The organism is Tsuneonella sp. HG094, assembly GCF_053819285.1.
Window position 1 is genome coordinate 1,511,786 of sequence record NZ_JBSORA010000001.1, and the last position, 22,732, is coordinate 1,534,517.

The window sequence follows — 22,732 nt, forward strand, 5'->3', positions numbered from 1 at the left end:
TTAGTCCCTAGATTTCAACCTGGCTTCCGAGCTCCACCACACGGTTGGTGGGAAGGCGGAAGAATTCCATCGCGGTCGCCGAATTGCGCAGCATCCAGCTGAACAGCTTTTCGCGCCAGACCGCCATTCCCGGTTTTTTGCTTGCGATCAATGTCTGGCGGCTGAGGAAGAAGCTCGTCTGCATCATGTCGAACATGCCGCCGCATTCACCCATGCCTTTGAGCGCGGCCGGCACGTCGGTCTCCTCCATGAAGCCGTAATGCAGGATCACGCGGTACAGGCCATCGCCCACGGCGTGGATTTCGAACCGCTCGCCGGGATCGACATAGGGCACGTCGGCGATCTGCACGGTCAGGATCACCACCCGTTCGTGCAGCACCTTGTTATGCTTGATATTGTGGAGCAGCGCGCTCGGCACCCCGCCCGTGGCCGACGCCATGAAGATCGCCGTGCCCGGCACGCGGGTCGCGGAATTCTTCGCGCTCTTGGCGAAGATCGCGATCGGTAGCGCCACCTCGCTCATCCGGTCGCGCATCAGCTTGCGCCCGCGCGCCCAGGTGGTGAGCAGGGTGAAGGCGATCGCGCCGATCAGCAGCGGGAACCAGCCGCCGTCGGGCACCTTGGGCAGGTTCGCGCCGAAGAACGATCCGTCGACCACAAAGAACACCGCCGCCACGCAGAGCGCCATCCAGCTCTTCCACCGCCACACGGCGACGAACAGCACCGCCATGAGACAGGTGTCGATCAGCATCGCACCCGTCACCGCGATGCCATACGCGCTCGCGAGGTTCGACGAGTTGCGGAAAGTGACGACGAGCAACACGACCGCGATCATCAGCACCCAGTTCACGAACGGGATGTAGATCTGGCCGTGCTCGGTTTCGTTCGTGTGAAGGATCGACAGGCGCGGGATGAAGCCGAGCTGGATCGCCTGCTGGGTGACCGAGAATGCCCCGGTGATCACCGCCTGGCTGGCGATGAAGGTCGCCGCGGTCGCCAGCAGCACCAGCGGCAGGCGCCAGCTTTCGTTCGCCATGACGAAGAACGGGTTCTTGATCGCCTCGGCCGCAGCAGCCGCCTCCAGCTCCATGATCATCGCCGCCTGACCGAAATAGTTGAGCAGCAGGCAGGGCATCACGAACCCGAACCAGCCGATCCGCAGCGGTCCGCGGCCGAAGTGGCCCATGTCCGAATAGAGCGCTTCGGCGCCCGTCACCGCAAGGACGACCGAGCCGAGCGCGAGGAACGCGAGCCACTTATCGGTGATGAAGAATTGGATCGCGTACCACGGATTGAGTGCTGCCAGCACGCCGGGGTTGCTGAGGATATGCATGATCCCAAGCCCCGCCAGCGTGATGAAGTAGGTCAGCATGATCGGCGCGAACAGCTTGCCGATCGTCGCGGTGCCGCGTTTCTGCAGGAAGAACAGCGCGATCAGCAGGGTGAGCGCGATGGGAATGACGAAGGGAGCCAGCTCCGCCTCGACCGTGGTGAGGCCCTCGACCGCCGACAGCACCGAGACCGCGGGCGTGATCATGCTGTCGCCATAGAACAGCGCGGTCGCGAAGACACCGAGCATGACCGCGATCCAGCCACGGTTGGTACCGCCGATCTTGCGCGAGATCAGCGCGACGAGCGCGAGCGTGCCGCCCTGCCCCTTGTTGTCGGCGCTCATCAGGATGGTGACGTACTGGATCGAGACAATGATCGTCATCGCCCAGAAAATCAGGCTGACGACGCCCATCAGGTGCAGCGTGTCCAGTGTCAGCGGGTGGTGCCCGACGAACGTCTCGCGGAAGGCGTAGATCGGCGACGTGCCAATATCGCCGAAGACGATCCCGACCGCCCCGACAGCAAGCTTGACCTTCGCACTGGTGGTTTTCGCACCGCCGTGGCCGTGCGCGACAGCGTCGCTCATCGAGGATTGCTTCCCGTCATGAAGGTGGCGGCGCTTAGCACTGCGTCATGGCCCCCGCAATCGCGCTTGGCGGGCCCTATTGGCCGCCGGTTTGCGCGAGGAGAACGTCGAGCCTGTCGAGACGTTCCTTCAGGCCCGCGCGCCATTCGGCATCAGGTGGAGCCTTCTCGAGCATGTCGGCCCACAGTCCGCGGGCCTGCTGGAGCCGACCGCCGCGAATGAGGGCCACGCCGAGGAAGAACCCGGGTCCCGGTTGGCCGGGGTCGGCACGCTCGGCCTGCTCGTAGGCATAGACCGCCGCCGGGGTAAGCTGGCCGTCGGCATGCTCCATCAGCGCGTTGGCGAGCGCGAGCCACGCCTCGGGATCGTCGGGTGACTTGGCGAGCGAACCGCGCAGGATGCCCGCCGCGTCGGCGAACTGGCCGCGGCGGGCGAACCCGTCGGCGACGGTGACGAAGTTGCTCGGCGGCGCGGGACCGTAGATCGCCCGGCGCGCCTCGACCAGTTCGGCACCCTCGGCATTGCGGTCGGACGCAGCGTCCTTGGGCGACCCGGCCTGGCCCGGCGAGCCCTGCAGCGCGTAGCCCGCCAGCCCGAAAAGCAGCGCGGCGCCCAGCAGTGTCCAGCCGGTCCGCGGCAGGCGCAAAGCAAGAACCGCGACTGCGAAGGCGGCGGCTGCGAGCAGCAGTATCGGAACGAAGCTCATGTCTTCCTCCCGAAGCGTCGCCAAAGCAGCAGGCCCGCCAGCGCGAGCAGCACCAGCGGTCCGGCGTAGAGCGGCCAGGTCGTGCGGCTGACCACAGGCGCGTAGCTTACGTAGTCGCCGTAGCGCTCCATCATCCACGCGCGGATCGCTTCCGGCTCCTCGCCCGCGGCGATGCGGGTGCGGACCTGGTGGCGCATATCGCCCGCCATCGGTGCGTCGCTGTCGGCGATCGACTGGCTCTGGCACTTGAGGCAGCGCAGCTCTTCCATGAGGCCTTGCGCGCGCGCCTCCATCGCCGGATCCGCGAGCTGGCGGTAGGCGTAGGGTGCGGGTGGCAGAGAATCCTGCGCCGCCAGTGGAATGGCAAGGAACATCGCCAGCAAGGCAATCAAGCGCTTCATCCGCGCGCTTTCCGCAATTCTTCGAGCAGCAGGGGCACGTGTTCGGCCCGGATGTCGCCGATGTGCTGGAAACGGATGATCCCCTGCCCGTCGACCACGAACGTCTCGGGCACGCCCGAACTGCCGATCGAGAGCTGTAGCTCGCTCATGTCGTCAGCCCCGATGCGAGTGAACGGATTGCCGTAGCGGGCCAGGAACGCGGCGACGTCCTCGGGCCGGTCGCGGATCGCGACGCCGACGATCGGCACGCCCTGTTGCGCAAGCGCGGCGAGTTGGGGCGCTTCGGCGGCGCAGGGAATGCACCAGCTCGCCCAGATATTGACCAGCTTGGGCGTACCGTCCTTGAGATCGGCGAGCGCGAGGCCGGGCCGGTCGGGGCTCGCGCCGCGCATGTCGAAGGCCGGCATCGGCTTGCCGATCATCGCCGAATGGACGAACTCGTCTTTCGGCTGGGTCAGCTGATATCCGGCGATGCCGACGAACAGCAGGAAGATCGCCAGCGGCAGGAAGAAGCGCCAGCCCTTCACGCGGCCAGTTCCTTGCGCCGCGCCGAGGCCTTGCGCTGAACGAAACGGCGGCGAAGGTCGTCACTCACCCGGCCGATCAACGCGAGCACTCCGCCCAGCGCGATCATCAATCCGCCGTACCAGATCAGCGTCACGAACGGCTTCCACCACAAGCGAACCTGCCAACGCTCGCCGTCGGCCGCCTTGCCGAGTACTGCGTAGAGCTGGCCGTTCCAGCGGGTTACCAGCGCGCTCTCGGTCGTTTCCTGCGGCGGCGACCAGAAGCTGCGCGCTTGCGGGTGCAATTCGATCGGGGAGCCACCGGCATAGCTCGCCTGCATGACTCCCTCGAGCGCGGTCCAGTTGGGCCCCGCCACCGGGTCGACAGAGGCGAGCCGCACCGACCAGGGGCCGACAGTTGCGCTCTCACCTGTGCGGACAGCAGCGAGTTTTTCTTCGCTGAAAGCGCTCTCGCTCGCCATGCCGAGCAACGCGACCGCGATGCCGAGGTGCGCGATCACCATGCCCCAGGTCGCCAGCGGCAGGCGGCGCAAATTGCGGCCCCGTAGCGGCAGCACGCTCGCCACCGCCAGCCCGAGACCGAGCGCGAGACCGATCAGCGGAAGTATCTTGGCACCCAGAGCGATCGCGATCGCCAGTCCGGCAAGCAGCGCGAGAAAGCCGACCGCCGCCAGCTTTTTCACCCGGTCGAGCCGATCGCTCCGCCAGCGCAGCAGCGGGCCGACCATCATGACCAGCAGCATCGGCACCACGAAGATCGCGCCGACCGGATCGAAATACGGAGGGCCGACGGAAACCCGCACGCCCATCGCCTCGGTCAGCAGCGGATAAAGCGTACCCAGCAGCACAACTCCGAGGATCGACGAGAGCAGGACGTTATTGACGACCAGCGCGCCTTCACGGCTGACGAGCGCGAACTTCTCGCCCTCCGAGATCGACCCTGCCCGCAAGCCGAACACCGCGAGCGCGCCGCCGATGTAGATCGCCAGCAGCGCGAGGATGAAGCTGCCGCGCTCGGGATCGACCGCGAAGGCATGAACGCTCGTGAGGATGCCCGAGCGCACGAGGAAGGTGCCCACCATGCTCATTGAAAACGCGACCACGCCGAGCATGATCGTCCACGCCCTGAGCGCATCGCGCGCTGCCAGCACCGAAGCCGAATGGAGCAGCGCGGTCGCAGCGAGCCACGGCATAAGCGAGGCGTTCTCCACCGGATCCCAGAACCACCAGCCACCCCAGCCGAGCTCGTAATAGGCCCAGTAGCTGCCCGCGGTGATCCCGACGGTGAGGAAAATCCACGCGCCGAGCACCCACGGGCGCATCGCGCGGGCGAATTCGGGCGTCACGCTCTTCGTCAGCAACGCACCGACCGCGAAGCTGAACGCGACCGAGAGCCCGACATAACCGAGGTAGAGCGTGGGCGGATGGAACGCGAGGCCGATATCCTGCAGCAGCGGGTTGAGGCCGTTGCCCTCGATCGCGGGCACCGGCAGCCGCTCGAACGGGTTCGAACTGAAGAGCAGGAAGGCGTAGAAGCCCAGCGCGACGAACCCCTGCGCCGCGAGCGTCGCCTGCATCGTGCGCTCGGAAAGGCGGCGCTCGACCAGTGCGATCAGCGCACCCGCGCCGCTCATCACCATGACCCACAGCAGCATCGAGCCTTCGTGATTGCCCCACGTGCCCGCCAGCTTGAATATCAATGGCTTGTCCGAATGGGAGTTCATCGCGACGAGCTTCACCGACAGGTCGGTCCGCACGAACAGCCACATCAGCATCGCGAACGAAAATGTGCAGATCGCGCCCTGGAGAACCGCTGCCGGGCGCACGAGGCTGGCGATCTCGCCTTCGCCCTGCCGCGCGGCAAGGAAGCCCGTCGCAAGTTGCAGCGCCGCGAGCGCTGCGGCGAGCCACAGCGCGGCGAGACCGAGTTCCGCGATCATGGCGTGGTCTCGGCGACGGCCGCCTTCTTCTGCGCCGCAGTCATTTCCTCGAGCTCGCGCGGGACGTAATTCTCGTCGTGCTTGGCGAGCAGCGTGTCGGCGTTGAACGTACCATTCGCCTGAAGCCGCCCCTCGGCGACCACGCCGGAGCCTTCGACGAATAGATCGGGCACGATGCCCGAATAGCGGACCGGAACCCGTGCATCCCCGTCGCCGACGACGAACTGTATCGTCACCCCGTCGGGCTGGGTCACGATCGAGTTCGCCTCGACCATGCCGCCGAGGCGCACCGCGCGTCCCGCAGCGGGCGGGTCCTTCACCATCTGGCTCGGGACATAGAAATAGCTGGCCTGGTTGCGCAGCGCCCAAGTGGCGATCACCGCCGCGGCGATCAGCGCCACGAGCGCGAATACCACTAGCGCGAGGCGCTGATGTTTTGGCTTCGGACCGCTCATCCGCGCGCCTCGTCGCGGCGACGCTCGGCGCGGCGCATCGCGAGCCACGACCAGCCGACCAGCAGCAAGGTGCCGCCGATACCCAGGGCATAGGATGCCAGAACGAAGGGCCAGTGATCGAGCGCTTCGCGCATCAGCCGGCCTCCCTCGCCCGCCGCCGTAGCCGCGCTTCTGCCTGTGCCTCGGCCAGCAAGGCGCGCATCCGCATCAGGATCACCGCTGCGAACAGGAGGGTAAAGCCGAGCGTGGCGGCGAGAAGCGGCCAGAGAAACGCCGGCGCCATCGCCGAGCCGCCGGTGGTGAGGCTGGGCGGCTGGTGGATCGACGACCACCACAGCACCGAATAGTGAATGACCGGCACGTTCACGATGCCGACGAGGCCGAAGATCGCCGGGATCCGGCTCGATCCGCCCTCGCGCGCGGCGGCTCCCGCCAGCGATATGTATCCGAAATAGAGGAACAGCAGCACGAGCATGCTCGTCAGCCGACCGTCCCATTCCCACCAGGTGCCCCACGCAGGGCGCCCCCACAGTGAACCGGTGGCAAGGCAGAGAGCGGTGAACACCGCGCCCGGTAGCGCGGCGGCGCGCCCGGCGATCGACGCCAGCGGATGACGCCAGACGATCTCGGCGAAACTGGCGCCCGCGATCGCGGACCAGCCCGCCATGCCGAGCCATGCGGCGGGCACATGGATGAACATGATTTTCACGGTATCGCCCTGCAGGCGCTCGGCAGGAACCGCCAGCAGCCCCCACGCCAGCGCGCCGCCCGTGAGCGCCAGCCCGAGGCCGAGCAGCCACGGAGTAAGCGGGCGGGCGATGCGGAGAAATCGCGTGGGATTGGCGTAGCCGTGCATCGGTGTCCTTCGCGATGCTTTGGCATCCCCACCCCAGCGCGGCAAGGGCCGCCGGGGCCAATTACCGCCGAATTGTCCTAACGGCCAATGAGTTCCTGCGCCATGCGATCGGCAACCCGGTCAGACGAGACGCCGGTAGCCTCGCTCTGCTCCCAGATCGTGCGCAACCGGTCGGGGATCAGCGCGATGCGCTTGCGCACTTCGTTGATGTCGCAATCCTCGCCGCGCGTGCGGGCAAGGTATTCGAGCGTGACCGAGATAATGCCGCCGGCATTGATGACATAGTCGGGCGCGTAGAGGATGCCGCGCTCGGCCAACTGGGCGCCATGCTCCGCGCGGGCAAGCTGGTTGTTCGCTCCGCCTGCGACGATCGCGCAGTCGAGCGCGGCGATGCCCGCTTCGTCGAGAATCGCGCCGAGCGCGTTCGGGCTGAACACGTCGCACGCGACCGACATGATCTGCTCGGGCGATACGGCTTCACCGTCGACTTCGCTGGCGAGTGCCTTCGCGCGCGCCTCATCGACATCCGCGAGTACGATCCGCGCGCCGTCCTTGGCGAGCAGACGAGCCACCCCGCCGCCGACGCTACCGGTGCCCTGCAGCGCCACGCGCACGCCCTTTACGCTGTCCTTGCCCAGCTTGTGCGCGACCGCCGCCTTGATGCCATGGTAGATGCCCATCGCGGTGAACGGACCCGGGTCACCGCCCGCCTGCCCTTCGCCGACCGGCAGGCCCGACACGAATTTCGTGCGCTGCGAAACGGCGACCATATCGCCCTCGCTGATGCCGACATCTTCCGCCGTCACATACTTCCCGCCGAGCGCGTCGACCGCATCGCCGAATGCGGCGAGCAGCTCGGGCGTCTTGGTGCGCGCCTTGTCGGCCAGGATCACCGCCTTGCCGCCGCCCATCGGGAGACCGGCCATGGCGTTCTTGTAGCTCATCCCCCGGCTGAGGCGCAGCGCATCGCGCAGACCGTCGGCAGGATCGGCATAATGCCAGAATCGCGTGCCGCCCGCGCCGGGGCCGAGGTGGGTCGAGTGGAGTGCGATGATCGCGGTGAGGCCCGATTTGGCATCGCGCACGAGCTGAACCAGCTCATGGTCGTCGAAATCCGCCTGGGTCCAGAAAGCCGTCATCAGTTGTGCCCCGCATCGCGCTGGAATCGTTCGGCAAACGATGGGGGAAATGGGGCGATCGAGGGGTCTCGAACCCCCGACCTCCGGTACCACAAACCGGCGCTCTAACCAACTGAGCTACGATCGCCACATGCCCCCGGCATGCCGTGAAGGGGGGCCATTAGCTCCGCGCGAAACGCCGTCAAGGCGGTTCCCGCGCGGGCGAGCGCCTGTTGCATAGCGCCTGCTATTTGGGAAGAGAAAACTGCGTGGGGAGCGATTGCGCGCAAGATTGTTTCGCGCGCCGATTACGCCTATGCCTGCTACATGCCCGCACCCGGCGAATCTTCGCCCGATCTCCTGCTCGCTCGACCCGGCATCCAGCGGGCGCCCTTTCCCAAGCTCGAACTGTTCCAGTTGCGCGGGTTCCTGCCGCCCGCGCTGTGCGCCGACCTGATCGACCTGATCGATGCCGGCCGCCGCCCGTCGACGATCGCGGACCCCAACGGCGACCAGTATTTCCGCACCAGCGAGACCTGCGACCTGGAGGCCGACGAGCCCGCCGTCCTGGACCTCGAGCAACGCCTGTTCGCGCTGAACGGCATCGATCCGGCACATGGCGAACCGGTGCAAGGCCAGCGATACGAGGTCGGCCAGGAATTCAAGGCGCATACCGACTACTTCGAGCCGAACGGCGCAGATTTCGAGCGCTACTGCTCGGTCGCAGGCCAGCGGACGTGGACATTCATGATCTACCTCAACGATGTCGAGGCCGGCGGCGGCACGCGGTTCGGGGTGCCGAAGAAGATCGTCCAGCCCGAGACAGGCAAACTGCTTGCGTGGAACAACCGCCGCACCGACGGCAGCCCCAATCCGAGCACGCTTCACCACGGCATGAAGGTGCGCAGGGGCGTGAAGTACGTGATCACCAAATGGTATCGTGAGCGGCCCTGGGGATAGGCAGCGCAAACGAAAAGGGCGGCCCCGCAGGACCGCCCCATCGTGTTTCGCAGATCGCCGACCGGCTTACTTCTTGAGGGTGAGCCCACCGAAGCGCTGGTTGAACTTGGCAACGCGGCCGCCTTCCTGCAGCTGCTGCTTGCCGCCGGTCCAGGCCGGGTGGCTCGTCGGGTCGATGTCGAGCGCGAGCGTGTCGCCCTCGGCGCCCCAGGTCGAGCGGGTCTGGAATTCGGTACCGTCGGTCATCTTGACGGTGATCATGTGGTAGTCGGGGTGACCTTCGGTCTTCATCACGTGTCTCCGTAGCCTCGGAACGGTTCCGACCGGTCCAGCTGTTGAATGAGAAGCGGCGCCGTTAGCGGGCTAGGCAGTGAAACGCAAGCGCCGCGAGAGCACGGTCGACGACGCCAGTCGACCGCAAGGGCGAACGCCCGCCCGCAGGTGCCCGGAGTGAAGCGGAGGATTAGCACCGAGGACGAGCGCGCGGAGGCGCGCTCGAAAAAAACTAAGAAGCAGGCGCGTCGGCGATCATCGCGGTGAATTCGACCTCGCACGTCGTGTTGCCCTCGACGCTGGCTCGGCCCTTGAACTTGCACACCCGGCTCGACTTGCGGGTGAACTCGACCTCGAGGTCGAGCAGGCAGCCCGGCTCCACCGGAGCGCGGAACTTGGCGTTTTCGATCGCCATGAAGATGACGAGCTTGCCGGTGCCCGCGAGTTCGAAGGTCTCGATGCCGAGGATGCCCGCGGCCTGCGCCAGCGCCTCGATCTGCAGGACGCCCGGCATGATCGGACGACCGGGGAAGTGCCCCTGGAAGAACTGCTCGTTCATCGAGACAGCCTTCACCGCATGAATCCGCTCGCCCAGCTCGATCGAACGCACCCGATCGACCAGCAGCAGCGGATAGCGGTGCGGCAGGGCCTTGAGCACCTTGAGGATGTCGTACTGCTGTGCGGCGTCCTCGCCCATGGCCCTGCCCTTGCGCCCGTGTCTTAGCGGCCGACGGTGGCCGGCGGGTTCGTTGTCGGTGCGGGCGTGCCGGTTGCGGCGGCCTGCGCGGCCTGCTGCTCGCGGATCTGGCGCGGCACCCAGCCCTGCGGAGGAACGAGCTGCGCGCTGGGAAGCAGCGTGTTCAGCTCGTTCAGCACGTCCTGCGTGATGTTGTACGCAGCGTCGGCATAGAGGACCGCACCCTGGGTCGGATCGAGAATGAGCTGGATGTTCTTCTTCTTCGCGGCGTTCTGCACGGCGGCGTCGAGCTTCTCCTCGATCTGCTCCGTGACATAGGCCTGGCTGAGCGCGACGGGGGCGACGAGCTGCTGCAGCTCCTGCTGGCCCGACTGCTGGATCTGCTGGATCGCGGCGGCCTGCTGGTTGAGCGCCGGGTTGTTGGGGTTCGCCTGCCGATCGGTGTTGAACTTCGTCACCAGCGGCTGCAGCTGCGCGGCGATGGCGGCGCGGCGCGCTTCGGCCTGGTCGATCTGCGGCTTGTAGGTGACGGGGCGCTGCTGCTCGGCGACCTTGTAGGCGTTCGAGTTGGCAACGACCGCCGGCAGGCTGACGACGCCGATGCCCTTGACCACCTGCGCGGCGGCGGGGGCCGCGACGATCGGCGAAACGGCGGCAAGGGCGACGCCTGCGGCAAGCAGGCTCTTGGGGAATTTGAACATCAGAATTGGGTTCCTACGTTGAACGTGAAGCGCTTGGTATCGTCTCCAGGCTGCTTCAAAAGCACATGGGCAAAATCGATCCTGAACGGACCGAAGGGCGAGTTCCAGTTGACCCCGACGCCCACCGAAACGCGCGGCTTGGGCGTGTCGCCGAGGAAATCCTCGTTGAACGGGGGCACGGTATTGACCAGTGCCGTATTGGCGGCTCCGCTCGGCGCCGTCGGAGTGGTCACGACCGTGGTGGTCGTGGTGCCGTCGGCGTTGGTCACGGTCTGCGTGTAGAGCTGGTTCCCGTTCGCATCGCGCTGCGGGAACGCGCAGGGATTGGCGCCGGCCGGCGGATTGAACGGACAGCTGCTGAGGTCCGTCGCCCGGTTGAACTTGCTGCCCCACAGCGCGCCGACGTCCATGAAGATCGACGGACGAAGACCTAGCTCCTGGACACCGCTGCCAAGCGGAATGTCGAGCTCCGCGCGGCCGAGGTAATAGAAGTTTCCGCCCAGAGCGTCGTCCGAGATGCGGTTCCGGTCGCGGACCTCTTCGGCGACACCATCGCCGTTGTCATCGACAAGCGGATAGCGCAGCACGCGCGGCCCAACGCCCCGGATGTCGAATCCGCGGAACTGCGGCTCGCCAAGGAAGAAGCGGTCGGTCAGCTGCACGCTATCGCCACCGATACCCTTGATCGCGCCGCCTTCGGCCTGGAGCGAGAAGATGAACCCGCTGCCGAGCGGGAAGTATTTCGCCGCGCGGGCGCGCAGGCGGGCATACTTCACCGACCCACCGAGCCCTGCGAATTCGCCCGTGAGCGACATCGAGTTGCCCCGGGTCGGACGCACGCGGCTGTCGAGCGTGTCGTAGGCATAGGTCAGCCCGAGGATCGAGCTCGTCCGCTTGCCCAGCGCTTCGCAGAGATAGCGGCCGGCGAGCAGCGGATCGCAGGTCAGGTTCGGCGGGCTGAGCCGGTCGGAGAAGAACTGGTTCTCATCGAGCGACACGTCGTCGAAGTTCAGTGTGTAGCTGCCGACCAGCGAGCTGTATTCGGTGAGCGGCACGCCCAGGCGCAGCTGGCCACCGGTGGTGGTCTGCTGGAAGGTCGTGTTGCGATCGTTGTTCAGATAGTTGAAACTGTTGAGATCGCGACGGTAGATGTCGACGCCCGCGGAGATGTTGCGGTCGAACACGTACGGTTCTGAGAAGCTCAGGTTCGCGCTCTTCGAATAGCGCGAATAGTTCACGCCGGCGCCCACGGTCTGGCCACGGCCGCGGAAGTTGCGCTGCTGGATCGATGCGGAGAGGATGAAGCTCTCGATCGAGGAGAACCCCGCCGACAGCTGGAGCTGGCCGGTCGGCTGCTCCTGCACGTTCGCCTCGAGCGCAATCCGGTCGGGCGTGGTGCCTTCCTTCTGCGAAATCTCGAAGTTTTCCTGGAAGAAACCCAGCGACTTGATGCGATTTTCCGACCGCTTCACCTGCAGCGAATTGAACGCATCGCCTTCGACGAGGCGGAACTCGCGGCGGACGACCTTGTCCTGCGTCAGCGTGTTCCCGTTGACGTCGACCCGCTCGACATAGACCCGCGGCGCTTCCTTCAGGGTGAAGGTCACGTCCATCGTGAGGCCTTCCTTGTTCCGGCGGAACTCGGGTTCGACATCGGCGAAGGCATAGCCGAAGGTGCCGGCCAGTTCCTTGAACTGGTCCGACGTATCCTCGACCATCTTGGCGTCGTACCAGTCGCCCTCCTTCATCGGGAGGTTGTTGGTCAGCGCATCGCTGGAGAAATCGCGCAGCTCGCTCTTCACGGCGACATCGCCGAACTTGTAGCGATCGCCCTCTTCCACGACATAGGTGATGATGAAGTCGCGCTTGTCGGGGGTCAGCTCGGCCACCGCGGATACCACGCGGAAGTCCGCATAGCCCTCGGTCAGGTAGAACTGGCGCAGTTTCTGCTGGTCGAACGCAAGGCGATCGGGGTCGTAACTGGTGCGCGACGACAGGAAGCTGGTGAGACGCGCCTCCTTGGTCAGCATCTCGCCCTTGAGGTCGCCATCCGAGAACGCCTCGTTCCCGATGATGTTGATCTGGCGGACCTTGGACTTGGGCCCCTCGTTGATCTCGAACACCACGTCGACGCGGTTCTGCGACAGCTCGACCATCTTGGGTTCGACCGTCGCGGCGAAGCGGCCCTGCCGCTTGTAGAGCTCGATGATGCGCGCAACGTCGGCGCGAACCTTGGAACGGGTGAATATCTGGCGCGCGGCGAGCTTGATCTCGGGGAGGATCTTGTCCTCCTTCAGCCGCTTGTTGCCTTCCAGAACCACGCGGTTGATGACCGGGTTCTCGACCACCGTGACGACCACGTCGCCACCGTTGTTGACGATGTTCGCGCTCGCGAACAATTCGGTCGCGTAGAGATCCTTCAGCGCCTGATCGGCTGCGGCCTGGGTATAGGTCTGGCCCGCACGCAGGCGGATATAGGACACGATCGTCGTCGGCTCGAGCCGCTGCGCGCCGGCTACGGAAATGGTGCGGATCACATCGGACTGGGGCGCCGCTTCGGCCGCCGTGGCGGCCGGTGCCTGTGCGGGTGCGGATGCGGGCGCGTCCTGCGCCAGGACGCCAGCCGGCATCCCGGCGAGCATCGTCCCGCAGAGCAGCGAAAGGCCCAGCCTCGCCAGACCCGGCCGGTTCGAATTACCGGCGATTTCGCGTGCCTTCATTGAGGTGGGACTCCCGTCCATAAACCAATCCATGCGCCTAGAAATGCTCCACCTCGCCGGGTCCGGCAGGCAGCCGGGCGGCGAGTGCGCCGCCCTTGCCCGATACCCGGTCCCCAATCAAGCGGTGGCAGGGCCATTGTGCCCCATGCGTTGCCTTGGCGCGTTCGACCCCTCGCAGACCCGTCAGCGCCCGAATACGGGGAGCGACAACAGGTCGTTGACCGTGACGAACAGCATCAGCGCGAGGATGACCGCCACGCCGGCACGGAACGCCATTTCCTGACCGCGAGCACCGATCGGCTTCCGGCGGACCGCTTCGGCCGCGTAGAAAGCCAGGTGCCCGCCATCGAGGGCCGGAATTGGCAAGAGGTTGATGAACGCCAAGTTAAGCGAGATCAAGGCGGCGAAACCGACGAAGGCCACCGGCCCGAGGCTCAACTGCTCGCCCGAAAACTTGGCGATCTTGATCGGTCCGCCCAGCTCCTTCACCGACCGTTCGCCGGTGAAAATCTGGGCGATACCGGTCACCATCATGCGCACGAGGTCGACGCACTCCTTGCCGCCCAGCGCGACGGCTTCAAGCGGGCCGACCGTCTCGTACTCGATCGGGCTCGACCACACGCCGAGCCGTCCGATGCGGGATTCGTTACCAAACCGGTCCTTTTCGATCGTGCTGCCGATCGTGACCGGGATGCGCAGGGCATCGCCTTCGCGCTCGACGCCGAGCACGATTGGCTTACCCGGATGCATGAGCACGGCTTCGGTTATGTCGCGGAATTCGTGGACCGTCTTGCCGTCGATCGCGACGATGCGGTCGCCGACCCGTACCCCGGCGGCTTCCGCGACCGAGCCTTCGGCGAACCGCTGAACGACATTGGTTTCCGCCGGATCGACCTGCACCGGCTTGCCGATCAGCATGAAGAACGCGGCGAAAATACCGACTGCGACCACCAGATTGGTCAGTGGCCCTGCCAGCACGATCAACGCGCGCTGCCACAGCGGGGCGAGGTGGAAGTTGCCGTCGCGCTCCGCCGGAGTGAGTTCGGCTACCGACCGGGCGTCGGGGATGCTGGCCGGGTTCATGTCGCCCTTGAACTGGCAATAGCCGCCGAGCGGCAGCGCAGAGAGCTTCCAGCGCGTGCCGCGCTTGTCGGTGAAGCCGGCGATCTCCTTGCCGAACCCGACTGAGAACGCCTCGACCCCGACGCCGAACAGGCGACCCATCAGGTAGTGGCCGAACTCATGCACTGTCACCAGCGGCCCGAGCAGCAGGATGAACCCGACGAGGTAGAACCAGAATGGGGGCGATTCGATCAATTCAGGCAAGCTCCAGCAATTCGTCCGCCCGCACGCGCGCTTCCAAGTCGACCGCCAGCACCTCTTCGAGCGAGGAGGGCGGCGGCGGCAGTCCGCGCGCGAGCGTACGCTCTACCGTTAGCGCAATCCGTGTGAACGCGATCTTTCCAGCAAGGAAAGCGGCTACGGCGGATTCGTTGGCCGCATTGAGCACCGCCGGAGCCGCACCGCCCGCCTCGGCCGCTTCGCGGGCCAGCCGTGTCGCCGGGAAGCGCGCTTCGTCGGGCGCTTCGAAGGTCAACGTGCCGAGCGCGACAAGGTCGAGCGGTCCCATCGGCGTATCCATGCGCTGCGGCCACGCCATGCACGAGGCAATCGGCACGCGCATGTCGCTCGGGCCGAGCTGGGCCAGCGTCGAACCGTCGCGGTATTCGACCATCGAGTGGATCACGCTCTGCGGGTGGACCACGATGCCGATCCTGTCGAGACCGACGGGAAAGAGGTGATGCGCCTCGATGAATTCGAGACCCTTGTTCATCATCGTCGCCGAATCGACGCTGATCTTGGCGCCCATGTCCCAGTTGGGATGCGCGACCGCCTGCTTGGGCTTCGCCGCTTCGATCTGGGCCGGGCTCCAGGTGCGGAACGGGCCGCCGCTGGCGGTCAGCGTGATCTTGCGGACATCCTCGATCCGGTTGCCCGCGAGGCACTGGAAGATCGCGTTATGCTCGCTGTCGACCGGCAACAGCGTCGCCCCGTGGCGCGCGATCGCGGCAGTCAGAACCTCGCCTGCGGAGACCAGCGCTTCCTTGTTGGCGAGCGCGATCGTGCCGCCCTGCTCGACAGCCGCCATGACCGGGGCGAGGCCCGCACAACCCACGATCGCCGCTACGGTGAGGTCGGCCCCGCGCGCGCCCGCTTCGCACACCGCGCGGGGACCGCCCGCCGCCTCGATCCCGCTGCCCGCAAGCGCATCGCGCAGGTCGGCAAGGCAGCGCTCGTCGGCGACGACCGCCACCTCGGCGGCAAACTCGCGAGCCAGCGCCGCGAGGTCGGCGACGTTGCAGTTCGCCGTCAGCGCGACGACGCGCCAATCATCCCGATTGCGCCGGACGAGGTCGAGAGTCGAAGCGCCCACCGATCCGGTCGCGCCGAGGATCGAGATCGTGCGCATTCAGTTCGCCAGCGTCGCTGCGATCGCGCCGACGGCAATCGCCACGGGAAGCATCCCGTCGATCCGATCGAACACCCCGCCGTGACCGGGAATGAGCTTGGAGGAATCCTTCACCCCTGCCCGGCGCTTCAGCCACGATTCGAAGAAATCACCCGCCTGCGCCAGCACCGCAAGCGCCGCTCCAAGTGCGGCCGCAGTGCCGAGGTTGTTTGCCGAGAGCGCCAGACCAAGCTCGAACCGCGGTCCGACGATCCCGCCGTCGATGGCGACGACCCACAGCACCAGCCAGAGCGCCGCTCCGGCCATCCCGCCGAACAGCCCCGCCCAGGTCTTAGACGGGCTGATCGAAGGCGCGATCCTGGGCCCGCCGATCGTCCGTCCGGCGAAATAAGCGAACGTGTCGGTAAAAACCGTGACGCCCACGATCAGCACGACGAGGAAATCCCCCGCACCTTGCAGCACGCCTGCCGCCAGAACGAAGTACAATGCCCCTGCCACGATCGCCGCCAGCCTTGCAGAGATGCCAGGCGTCGCACGGATGACCAGCAGTACGAACTCGACGAACGCGATGGCGGCAACGATAACCACGAAAGCCGCGAACACCGGCCCTCCCATGACCATCGCGCCGATCGCCAGCGCGAGCATCACCACCGCGGACGCAAGCCGAACCGGCAGGTCGCTGGTCCTTACCGAAACCGGCACCGCTTCGCTCTCACCGTCCGCCATAGCGTCTCTCCCGGCGCGCGAATTCGTCGAGCGCATCGGTCAAATGCGCGGGCGTGAAATCCGGCCACAGCACTTCGGTAAAAATCATCTCGGCATAGGCGCACTGCCAGAGCAGGAAATTCGACAGCCGCACTTCGCCACTGGTGCGGATAAGCAGGTCGAGCGGCGGCAATGCAGCGGTATAAAGATGTCGATCTAGCGCTTCTTTGCTGATCTCACCCTCCGCCGCCGCGAGCCTGGCAGCGTGCACGATCTCCGCCTGCGAGCCGTAGTTCAGCGCCACCGCAAGGGTACGCGATCCGCCCGCGGTGCGCACCAGCGCATCCTCGAGCATTTCCACGATGTCGGGTGCAAGTCTTTGCCAATCCCCGAGAATGTGCAGCTTAACGTCGTTGGCGATGAATTCCGGCAGGTCCGATTTCACGAACTTGCGCATGAGGTTCATGAGGTCGCCGATCTCGTCTTCTGGACGGCGCCAGTTCTCGGTGCTGAACGCATAGAGCGTCAGGCACTCGATCGGCGTGTCCTTGAGGCTGCGGACGAGCTTACGCACGGCTTCGACACCGCGCTGGTGACCGATCGCGCGCGGCAGGTGCCGGGCCTTCGCCCAGCGACCGTTGCCATCCATGATGATCGCGACGTGACGTGCGACTCCGTCCCCGCCCGACATCACTCCGCTCCGGCACCCAGCCCCGTCACTGGCTGAGGATTTCCTTCACCTTCGCCGCGACGACGGTGTCGGTCTCGGCGACGTGGGCGTCGGTCAGCTTCTGGACGTCGTCCTCCGACCGCTTGCGGTCGTCTTCGGAGATGTCCTTCTTCTTTTCGTCGTCCTTCAGCGCTTCCATGCCGTCACGGCGGACGTTGCGGATCGCGATCTTGGCCTTCTCGCCGTATTCGCCGGCGAGCTTGGCCAGTTCCTTGCGACGTTCCTGCGTCAGGTCGGGCAGCGGCAGGCGAAGCGTCTGGCCGTCGATCATCGGATTGAGGCCAAGGTTCGCCTTGGCGATGCCCTTTTCGACCGCGGTCAGGTTCGACTTGTCCCACACCTGCACGCTGAGCATGCGCGGCTCGGGCGCGGAGACGGTGGCAACCTGGTTCAACGGCATCATCGCGCCATAGACCTCGACCACCACGGGATCGAGCAGCGCGGTGTTGGCGCGTCCCGTGCGCAGGCCGGACAGGTCGCCCTTGAGGCTCTCCACCGCGCCCTTCATGCGCCGCTCGATATCGTCCTTGTCGTACTTCGCCATGTCTCAGCTTCCCTGCACTATCGTCTGGACGCCCTCACCGCTCAGCACTTTCGCGAGATTGCCCTGTTCGCGGATCGAGAAGACCACGATCGGGATCGCGTTGTCGCGGCACAGGGCCACGGCCGAGGCGTCCATAACTTTGAGATTATCTGCCAACACCCTGTCATAAGTGACCGTATCGAAACGCTTTGCTTCCGAATTTTTTTTCGGATCGCTGTCGTACACCCCGTCCACGCTGGTGCCCTTGAGCAGCGCGTCGCAATTCATTTCCGCCGCGCGCAATGCCGCGCCGCTGTCGGTCGTGAAGTACGGCGCGCCGACGCCCGCCGCGAAGATTACCACCCGCCCCTTTTCAAGGTGCCGTTCGGCGCGGCGGCGGATCACCGGCTCGCACACGGTATCCATCTGCACCGCCGACTGGACGCGGGTCTGAACGCCGAGCTGCTCGAGCGCACTCTGCATCGCGAGCGCGTTCATCACCGTCGCGAGCATACCCATGTAGTCGGCCTGTGCGCGGTCCATGCCCTGAGCGGCGCCCGCCATTCCGCGGAAGATGTTGCCGCCGCCGATAACGAGGCAGATCTCGAGCCCGCTTTCCTTCGCCGCCTTCACTTCCTTCGCAAGTTCCAGGACGAAAGCCGGGTCGATGCCGAACTGCTGCCCGCCCATCAGCACCTCGCCCGAAAGCTTGAGGAGCACGCGTTTGAGGGGTGGCAAAGCCATGGGGCTGGTATCTCGTATTATAGCGGGGATGTGGCGGGCCTTATACGGCGCACCTCCCGAGGAGCAAGGGGCTGCCCGCCACAGATCTCGATCGGGGAGTGTTCGACTTGGCCGCGTGAAGCAACTATCCGTTCGCTTCCGTTGGAAAGGGAGTCGGAATGAGTTGGGGTCTTATAGCGATGCTGGCGGGCGAGGCCGCGCTAGTTTCAAATGCCGAACATACTCGCGATCTCAAGGCGCTCTATGCCTTGCTGGAGGCACAGCAATCGCCGGTGGCTCTTCGCGCCAATACGCCGCCGGTGCCCGGCGTTTACCAGACCGATCGGGTCGAGAAGAATTCCACGCCCTGTGTGATGCGGCTCACCTCCACGATACCCGCATTCAAGGTCGGCGATGCGGTGAACCCTGCGCCGATTTCAAAGACCTACGTTCTGGAATGGGCGAAAGTCGAGTGGCTGACCGCCGAGCCGCTGGGTGCACGGTTCGGCCCGGGTGGCCAAGGCTGGCAGCGGCGCGGACTATACATGAACGACGCCGCGCAAGGGGCCAAGCTTGCGCCGCTCGTTTCACGGATCGCCACCCGGTGCAGCGGACAGAAGCCGCTATCCGGCGAAGAGCACATGGCCCGCAGCAATGCTGCTCTCGCAGCCGCACCGCCCGCGCGCGTGGCCGAGGATTATCCCGCCGGACTGAACTGGGCATTCACCCGGTGGAGAATGTCGCCTGCCGAGGTCGTAGCCGCTTCACGCGGCGCGCTGTCGATCGAAAAACCCGATGCAAGCACGAACAGTCCGGGTGAGGACGCTGTCGGAACCCACACCTTTCTTGGGCTCCCCTTCCAGGCAAGGCTGCGGTTCTACGGCAATCGCAGCCTGAGAGACGTGACATTGCGATCGGAGAACGATGCACACTGCCAGGAAGTGCAGAAATATTACGCCAGAGGGCCCGGCGGGTTCGTCGCCAAATTTCCGGAGCGCAACCTCGAGGTCACATTCACGCGGATCCAGAGATCCTGCGAATTGTTCCACAGACCTATCCGACTCTAGGTTTTCGCAGACGGACTTACGAAAAAAAACGGCCGCCGGATCGCTCCGGCGGCCACTTTTTGGTAAGATGCAGCGATCAGGCCGTCGGCTGCGGAATGCCCGATACCGCAGCCACTTCGGCGGCGAAGTCGGTCTCTTCCTTCTCGATGCCTTCGCCGAGCTGGAAGCGCACATAGTCCTTCAGCACGATCGGCGCACCGGCTTCCTTGCCGGCCTTCGCGACGACTTCGGAGATGGGCGTCTTGTTGTCCATCACGAAGACCTGGCTCAGCAGCGCGTTCTCCTTGGCGAACTTGCTGATCGCACCGTCGACCATCTTGGCCTGGACCTCGGCGGGCTTGCCCGATTCGGCGGCCTTTTCGGCGGCGATTTTGCGCTCGCGCTCGATCACTTCGGCATCGAGGCCGGCTGCGTCGAGGGCCTGCGGGAAGGCAGCTGCGATGTGCATTGCGAGCTGCTTGCCCAGTGCTTCGAGCGCACCCTTGTCGGCGGTCGATTCGAGCGCGACGAGCACGCCGATCTTGCCGAGGTTCGGGGCCTGCGCGTTGTGCATGTAGGGCACGATCACGCCGTTCGAGACTTCGACGTGCTTCAGGCGGCGAACCTGCTGGTTCTCGCCGATGGTAGCGACGTTGTCGGTCAGCTTGTCGCCCACGGTGCCGCCGCCCGGATAGGCAGCAGCCTTCAGCGCGTCGACATCGCCTGCGTTGTCGTTGAGGGCGACCTCGGTCACGTTGCGGACGAAGTCCTGGAACTTGTCGTTCTTGGCGACGAAGTCGGTTTCCGAGTTGACCTCGACCGCAACGCCCTTGGTACCCGCGACGGCGACGCCGACGAGGCCCTCGGCCGCGGTGCGGCTGGACTTCTTGGCGGCCGTGGCGAGGCCCTTGGCGCGCAGCGCGTCGACCGCGGCCTCGATGTCGCCGTTGGCGGCTTCGAGAGCCTTCTTGGCGTCCATCATGCCCGCGCCGGTCTTCTCGCGCAGGTTTTTCACGTCGGCGGCGGTGAATGCAGCCATGTCGAATTCCTTCTCAAAATGCAGTGTGGCGCCGGGAACATGCGTCCCGGCGCCGGTATTCGGGAAATGCGAAGCGGGTGTTACGCTCCGGTCGCAGCTTCCGCGGCGTCCGCCTCGACCGGCGGCTCGGCCATGGCGCCGATGTCCGCACCCGATTCGATCGTGGCACGGCCCTTGCCGCTCGAGGCGGCCTCGGCGATGGCGTCGCAGTAGAGACGCACGGCGCGCGCGGCGTCGTCGTTGCCCGGGATCGGGAACGCGATGCCGGTCGGGTCGACGTTCGAATCGAGAACCGCGACAACGGGAATGCCGAGCACGCCGGCTTCCTTGATCGCGAGATCCTCCTTGTTGGCGTCAATGACGAACATCACGTCCGGGATGCCGCCCATTTCGCGAATGCCGCCGAGCGACAGCTCGAGCTTGTCGCGTTCACGGGTAAGCTGCAGGACTTCCTTCTTGGTCAGGCCCGAGATTTCGCCCGAGAGCTGCTCGTCGAGGGTCTTGAGGCGCTTGATCGAACCGGAAATGGTCTTCCAGTTGGTCAGCATGCCGCCCAGCCAGCGGTGGTTGACGAAGTGCTGGCCCGAACGGCGCGCCGCCTCGGCGATCGGCTCCTGAGCCTGGCGCTTGGTGCCGACGAACAGCACCTTGCCACCCGAACGGACGGTGTCCTGCACGAAGTCGAGCGCGCGCGCGAACAGCGGCACGGTCTGCGACAGGTCGATGATGTGAACCCCGTTGCGGGCGCCGAAGATATACGGCTTCATCCGCGGGTTCCAGCGGTGGGTCTGGTGGCCGAAGTGGGCACCGGCCTCGATCAATTGCTGCATGGTGACGGTCGGAGCCGCCATAGGTAATTCCTTTCCGGTTGAGCCTCTGGAGAGCTGGAACCCTCGCGGAGATCCCGCGAACGGCACCGGTATGTGGCGCTCTCCATGTGGATTTGCCCGCTGCATTGCCCCTCCGGACGGAAGGATTCGCATCGGACGGCGCGGCCCTTAGCGCTAGGAGTACGGAAAATCCACCCTCAATTCGTCGCGCGCAGCGGGGCGCTCGGCGTGAATCCCCTTGACGGGCGAGAACAAATAGGGAACGTTGCTCGAGTCGCGGGAACGTCTCGCGATGTGGAGTTTTCCACTTCTCGTCCACAGGCTGTCAACAGACCTGCGGCAACCTGAAGGTCCAGAAAAGATGATCGCCATCCTTCTCGTCGCGCTGTTCGCCACCGTCGCCCTCGCCAGTGTCATAACGCTGGCCGATGCAATCGTCCGCAGCCGCATCGCGCTGCGGCAGTTGCGCGGCGATCTCGTTCGCAACGATCTCGTGCGGATGGTGACGGTGACGATGGACGGCGTAGAGGACGTGCGGATGCCGGCTCTTCGCGCAGTTGCCGTCAGTGCAGGTCGGCGGTCGCCGCGTCGAACCCTGCGGGCACCGGCGCCGCTGCGCGCTGCCGCCTGATCCGCGCATAGCGCGCGATCGACCACGGCATGGTTGCCAGGTAGACGAAACAGATCGCCGCCAGCGTCCACCACGGCTCCAAAAGCAGGGCTGCGAACACCATACCCACCACAGCGATGATGGCGATCCGCAGGTCGCTGCGCGGACGCATACGGCCCCAACTCAGCGTGGCGAGGTTTGACACCATCAGGAACGCCACCAGCGCGGTCCACGGCGCGACGAGTAGCGGATCGCGGAACAAGTCGTTCCCGGTCGCCATCCACAGATAGACGGGCAGGAACGCGAGCCCCGCCCCGACCGGTGCGGGCACGCCGGTCAGGAACCCCGCCGACTTGTGCGGCTGCTCCTTCACGTCGATCTGGGCGTTGAACCGGGCGAGGCGAAGGGCGCCGCAGATCGCGAAGGCGAGCGCCGCAAACCAGCCGATCCGGGTGAGGTCGTTGAGCGACCACAGGAATAGGATCAGCGCGGGCGCGGTGCCGAAGCTCAGCGAATCGGCCAGGCTATCAAGCTCCGCCCCGAAGCGCGATTGCGCCTTGAGCAATCGGGCGATGCGGCCGTCGATCCCGTCGAGCACGCCCGCGATCACCACCGCGATCACCGCTGCGGCCCACATCTCGGTCATGGCGAAGCGAATGCCGGTCAGCCCCGAACACATCGCCGCCGCCGTAATCGCATTGGGCAGCACGGCCCGCATCGGCAGACCGCGCATCCGGCCGCGCGGGCGCATCGGCACTTCATCCTCGGCCGCCATCGGGCCGAT

At 65.8% G+C, this 22,732-nt stretch carries 25 protein-coding genes and 1 tRNA gene; 3 read left to right on the forward strand and 23 right to left on the reverse strand.

Annotated elements, in window-relative coordinates:
• Nucleotides 1-7: 7 nt before the first annotated feature.
• The 10 genes from ACWPMX_RS07505 to ACWPMX_RS07550 form a co-directional block, all read right to left on the reverse strand.
• Nucleotides 8-1,918 (reverse strand): potassium transporter Kup, encoded by a 1,911-nt coding sequence (locus ACWPMX_RS07505; RefSeq protein WP_455699412.1) that lies wholly within the window; start codon nt 1,916-1,918, stop codon nt 8-10.
• A 76-nt stretch (nt 1,919-1,994) separates the two neighbouring features.
• The gene (locus tag ACWPMX_RS07510) at nt 1,995-2,624 is read right to left on the reverse strand and encodes a tetratricopeptide repeat protein (RefSeq protein ID WP_455699413.1); all 630 of its coding nucleotides are present in this window, start codon (nt 2,622-2,624) and stop codon (nt 1,995-1,997) included.
• Complete coding sequence (locus ACWPMX_RS07515; protein ID WP_455699414.1) at nt 2,621-3,025, reverse strand: cytochrome c-type biogenesis protein; 405 nt, start codon at nt 3,023-3,025, stop codon at nt 2,621-2,623. The genes ACWPMX_RS07510 and ACWPMX_RS07515 overlap by 4 nt, the downstream gene beginning before the upstream one ends.
• On the reverse strand, nt 3,022-3,552 hold the full coding sequence (locus ACWPMX_RS07520) for a DsbE family thiol:disulfide interchange protein (protein WP_455699415.1): 531 nt from the start codon (nt 3,550-3,552) through the stop codon (nt 3,022-3,024). Before ACWPMX_RS07520 ends, ACWPMX_RS07515 begins: the two co-directional genes overlap by 4 nt.
• Complete coding sequence (locus ACWPMX_RS07525; protein WP_455699416.1) at nt 3,549-5,492, reverse strand: heme lyase CcmF/NrfE family subunit; 1,944 nt, start codon at nt 5,490-5,492, stop codon at nt 3,549-3,551. The genes ACWPMX_RS07520 and ACWPMX_RS07525 overlap by 4 nt, the downstream gene beginning before the upstream one ends.
• The gene (gene ccmE / locus ACWPMX_RS07530; RefSeq protein WP_455699417.1) at nt 5,489-5,947 is read right to left on the reverse strand and encodes a cytochrome c maturation protein CcmE; all 459 of its coding nucleotides are present in this window, start codon (nt 5,945-5,947) and stop codon (nt 5,489-5,491) included. The genes ACWPMX_RS07525 and ccmE overlap by 4 nt, the downstream gene beginning before the upstream one ends.
• Nucleotides 5,944-6,081, reverse strand: a complete 138-nt coding sequence (locus ACWPMX_RS07535) for a hypothetical protein (protein ID WP_455699418.1) — start codon at nt 6,079-6,081, stop codon at nt 5,944-5,946. Before ACWPMX_RS07535 ends, ccmE begins: the two co-directional genes overlap by 4 nt.
• Nucleotides 6,081-6,803: a heme ABC transporter permease CcmC gene (gene ccmC / locus ACWPMX_RS07540; RefSeq protein WP_455699419.1), complete on the reverse strand. Its 723-nt coding sequence runs from the start codon at nt 6,801-6,803 to the stop codon at nt 6,081-6,083. The genes ACWPMX_RS07535 and ccmC overlap by 1 nt, the downstream gene beginning before the upstream one ends.
• Before the next feature lie 77 nt (nt 6,804-6,880).
• Nucleotides 6,881-7,942 (reverse strand): Glu/Leu/Phe/Val family dehydrogenase, encoded by a 1,062-nt coding sequence (locus ACWPMX_RS07545; RefSeq protein WP_455699420.1) that lies wholly within the window; start codon nt 7,940-7,942, stop codon nt 6,881-6,883.
• A 50-nt stretch (nt 7,943-7,992) separates the two neighbouring features.
• Nucleotides 7,993-8,069: transfer RNA gene (locus ACWPMX_RS07550), tRNA-His, on the reverse strand.
• A 179-nt stretch (nt 8,070-8,248) separates the two neighbouring features.
• Between ACWPMX_RS07550 and ACWPMX_RS07555 the strand changes: the two genes are divergently transcribed.
• Nucleotides 8,249-8,881, forward strand: coding sequence for a prolyl hydroxylase family protein (locus ACWPMX_RS07555; protein ID WP_455699421.1), 633 nt, complete (start codon nt 8,249-8,251; stop codon nt 8,879-8,881).
• 66 nt (nt 8,882-8,947) lie between these two features.
• Here ACWPMX_RS07555 and rpmE read toward each other — a convergent pair whose 3' ends face one another.
• From rpmE to pyrH, 10 genes are all read right to left on the reverse strand, one after another.
• The gene (rpmE, locus tag ACWPMX_RS07560) at nt 8,948-9,172 is read right to left on the reverse strand and encodes a 50S ribosomal protein L31 (RefSeq protein WP_067680754.1); all 225 of its coding nucleotides are present in this window, start codon (nt 9,170-9,172) and stop codon (nt 8,948-8,950) included.
• A gap of 214 nt (nt 9,173-9,386) precedes the next feature.
• Nucleotides 9,387-9,851 (reverse strand): 3-hydroxyacyl-ACP dehydratase FabZ, encoded by a 465-nt coding sequence (gene fabZ, locus ACWPMX_RS07565; protein WP_455699422.1) that lies wholly within the window; start codon nt 9,849-9,851, stop codon nt 9,387-9,389.
• A gap of 23 nt (nt 9,852-9,874) precedes the next feature.
• Complete coding sequence (locus ACWPMX_RS07570; protein WP_455699423.1) at nt 9,875-10,552, reverse strand: OmpH family outer membrane protein; 678 nt, start codon at nt 10,550-10,552, stop codon at nt 9,875-9,877.
• Complete coding sequence (gene bamA, locus ACWPMX_RS07575) at nt 10,552-13,272, reverse strand: outer membrane protein assembly factor BamA (protein ID WP_455699424.1); 2,721 nt, start codon at nt 13,270-13,272, stop codon at nt 10,552-10,554. Before bamA ends, ACWPMX_RS07570 begins: the two co-directional genes overlap by 1 nt.
• A gap of 183 nt (nt 13,273-13,455) precedes the next feature.
• Entirely contained in the window at nt 13,456-14,589 is a 1,134-nt protein-coding gene (rseP, locus tag ACWPMX_RS07580) for an RIP metalloprotease RseP (protein WP_455700747.1), read from the reverse strand.
• A gap of 1 nt (nt 14,590) precedes the next feature.
• Nucleotides 14,591-15,742, reverse strand: a complete 1,152-nt coding sequence (locus tag ACWPMX_RS07585; RefSeq protein WP_455699425.1) for a 1-deoxy-D-xylulose-5-phosphate reductoisomerase — start codon at nt 15,740-15,742, stop codon at nt 14,591-14,593.
• Entirely contained in the window at nt 15,743-16,468 is a 726-nt protein-coding gene (locus tag ACWPMX_RS07590; RefSeq protein ID WP_455699426.1) for a phosphatidate cytidylyltransferase, read from the reverse strand.
• The gene (gene uppS, locus ACWPMX_RS07595; protein WP_455699427.1) at nt 16,455-17,138 is read right to left on the reverse strand and encodes a polyprenyl diphosphate synthase; all 684 of its coding nucleotides are present in this window, start codon (nt 17,136-17,138) and stop codon (nt 16,455-16,457) included. The genes ACWPMX_RS07590 and uppS overlap by 14 nt, the downstream gene beginning before the upstream one ends.
• Before the next feature lie 25 nt (nt 17,139-17,163).
• On the reverse strand, nt 17,164-17,721 hold the full coding sequence (gene frr / locus ACWPMX_RS07600) for a ribosome recycling factor (RefSeq protein ID WP_455699428.1): 558 nt from the start codon (nt 17,719-17,721) through the stop codon (nt 17,164-17,166).
• 3 nt (nt 17,722-17,724) lie between these two features.
• Entirely contained in the window at nt 17,725-18,444 is a 720-nt protein-coding gene (pyrH, locus tag ACWPMX_RS07605) for a UMP kinase (RefSeq protein ID WP_455699429.1), read from the reverse strand.
• 158 nt (nt 18,445-18,602) lie between these two features.
• Here pyrH and ACWPMX_RS07610 point away from each other — a divergent pair, with 158 nt between their 5' ends.
• Nucleotides 18,603-19,490 (forward strand): hypothetical protein, encoded by an 888-nt coding sequence (locus ACWPMX_RS07610; protein ID WP_455699430.1) that lies wholly within the window; start codon nt 18,603-18,605, stop codon nt 19,488-19,490.
• 76 nt (nt 19,491-19,566) lie between these two features.
• Here ACWPMX_RS07610 and tsf read toward each other — a convergent pair whose 3' ends face one another.
• Nucleotides 19,567-20,508, reverse strand: coding sequence for a translation elongation factor Ts (tsf, locus tag ACWPMX_RS07615; RefSeq protein WP_455699431.1), 942 nt, complete (start codon nt 20,506-20,508; stop codon nt 19,567-19,569).
• An 80-nt stretch (nt 20,509-20,588) separates the two neighbouring features.
• Nucleotides 20,589-21,359, reverse strand: a complete 771-nt coding sequence (gene rpsB / locus ACWPMX_RS07620) for a 30S ribosomal protein S2 (protein WP_455699432.1) — start codon at nt 21,357-21,359, stop codon at nt 20,589-20,591.
• Between the two features lie 340 nt (nt 21,360-21,699).
• Here rpsB and ACWPMX_RS07625 point away from each other — a divergent pair, with 340 nt between their 5' ends.
• Nucleotides 21,700-21,969, forward strand: coding sequence for a hypothetical protein (locus ACWPMX_RS07625; RefSeq protein ID WP_455699433.1), 270 nt, complete (start codon nt 21,700-21,702; stop codon nt 21,967-21,969).
• Here ACWPMX_RS07625 and ACWPMX_RS07630 read toward each other — a convergent pair.
• The gene (locus ACWPMX_RS07630) at nt 21,902-22,723 is read right to left on the reverse strand and encodes a CDP-alcohol phosphatidyltransferase family protein (protein ID WP_455700748.1); all 822 of its coding nucleotides are present in this window, start codon (nt 22,721-22,723) and stop codon (nt 21,902-21,904) included. The genes ACWPMX_RS07625 and ACWPMX_RS07630 overlap by 68 nt on opposite strands.
• Nucleotides 22,724-22,732: the final 9 nt, after the last annotated feature.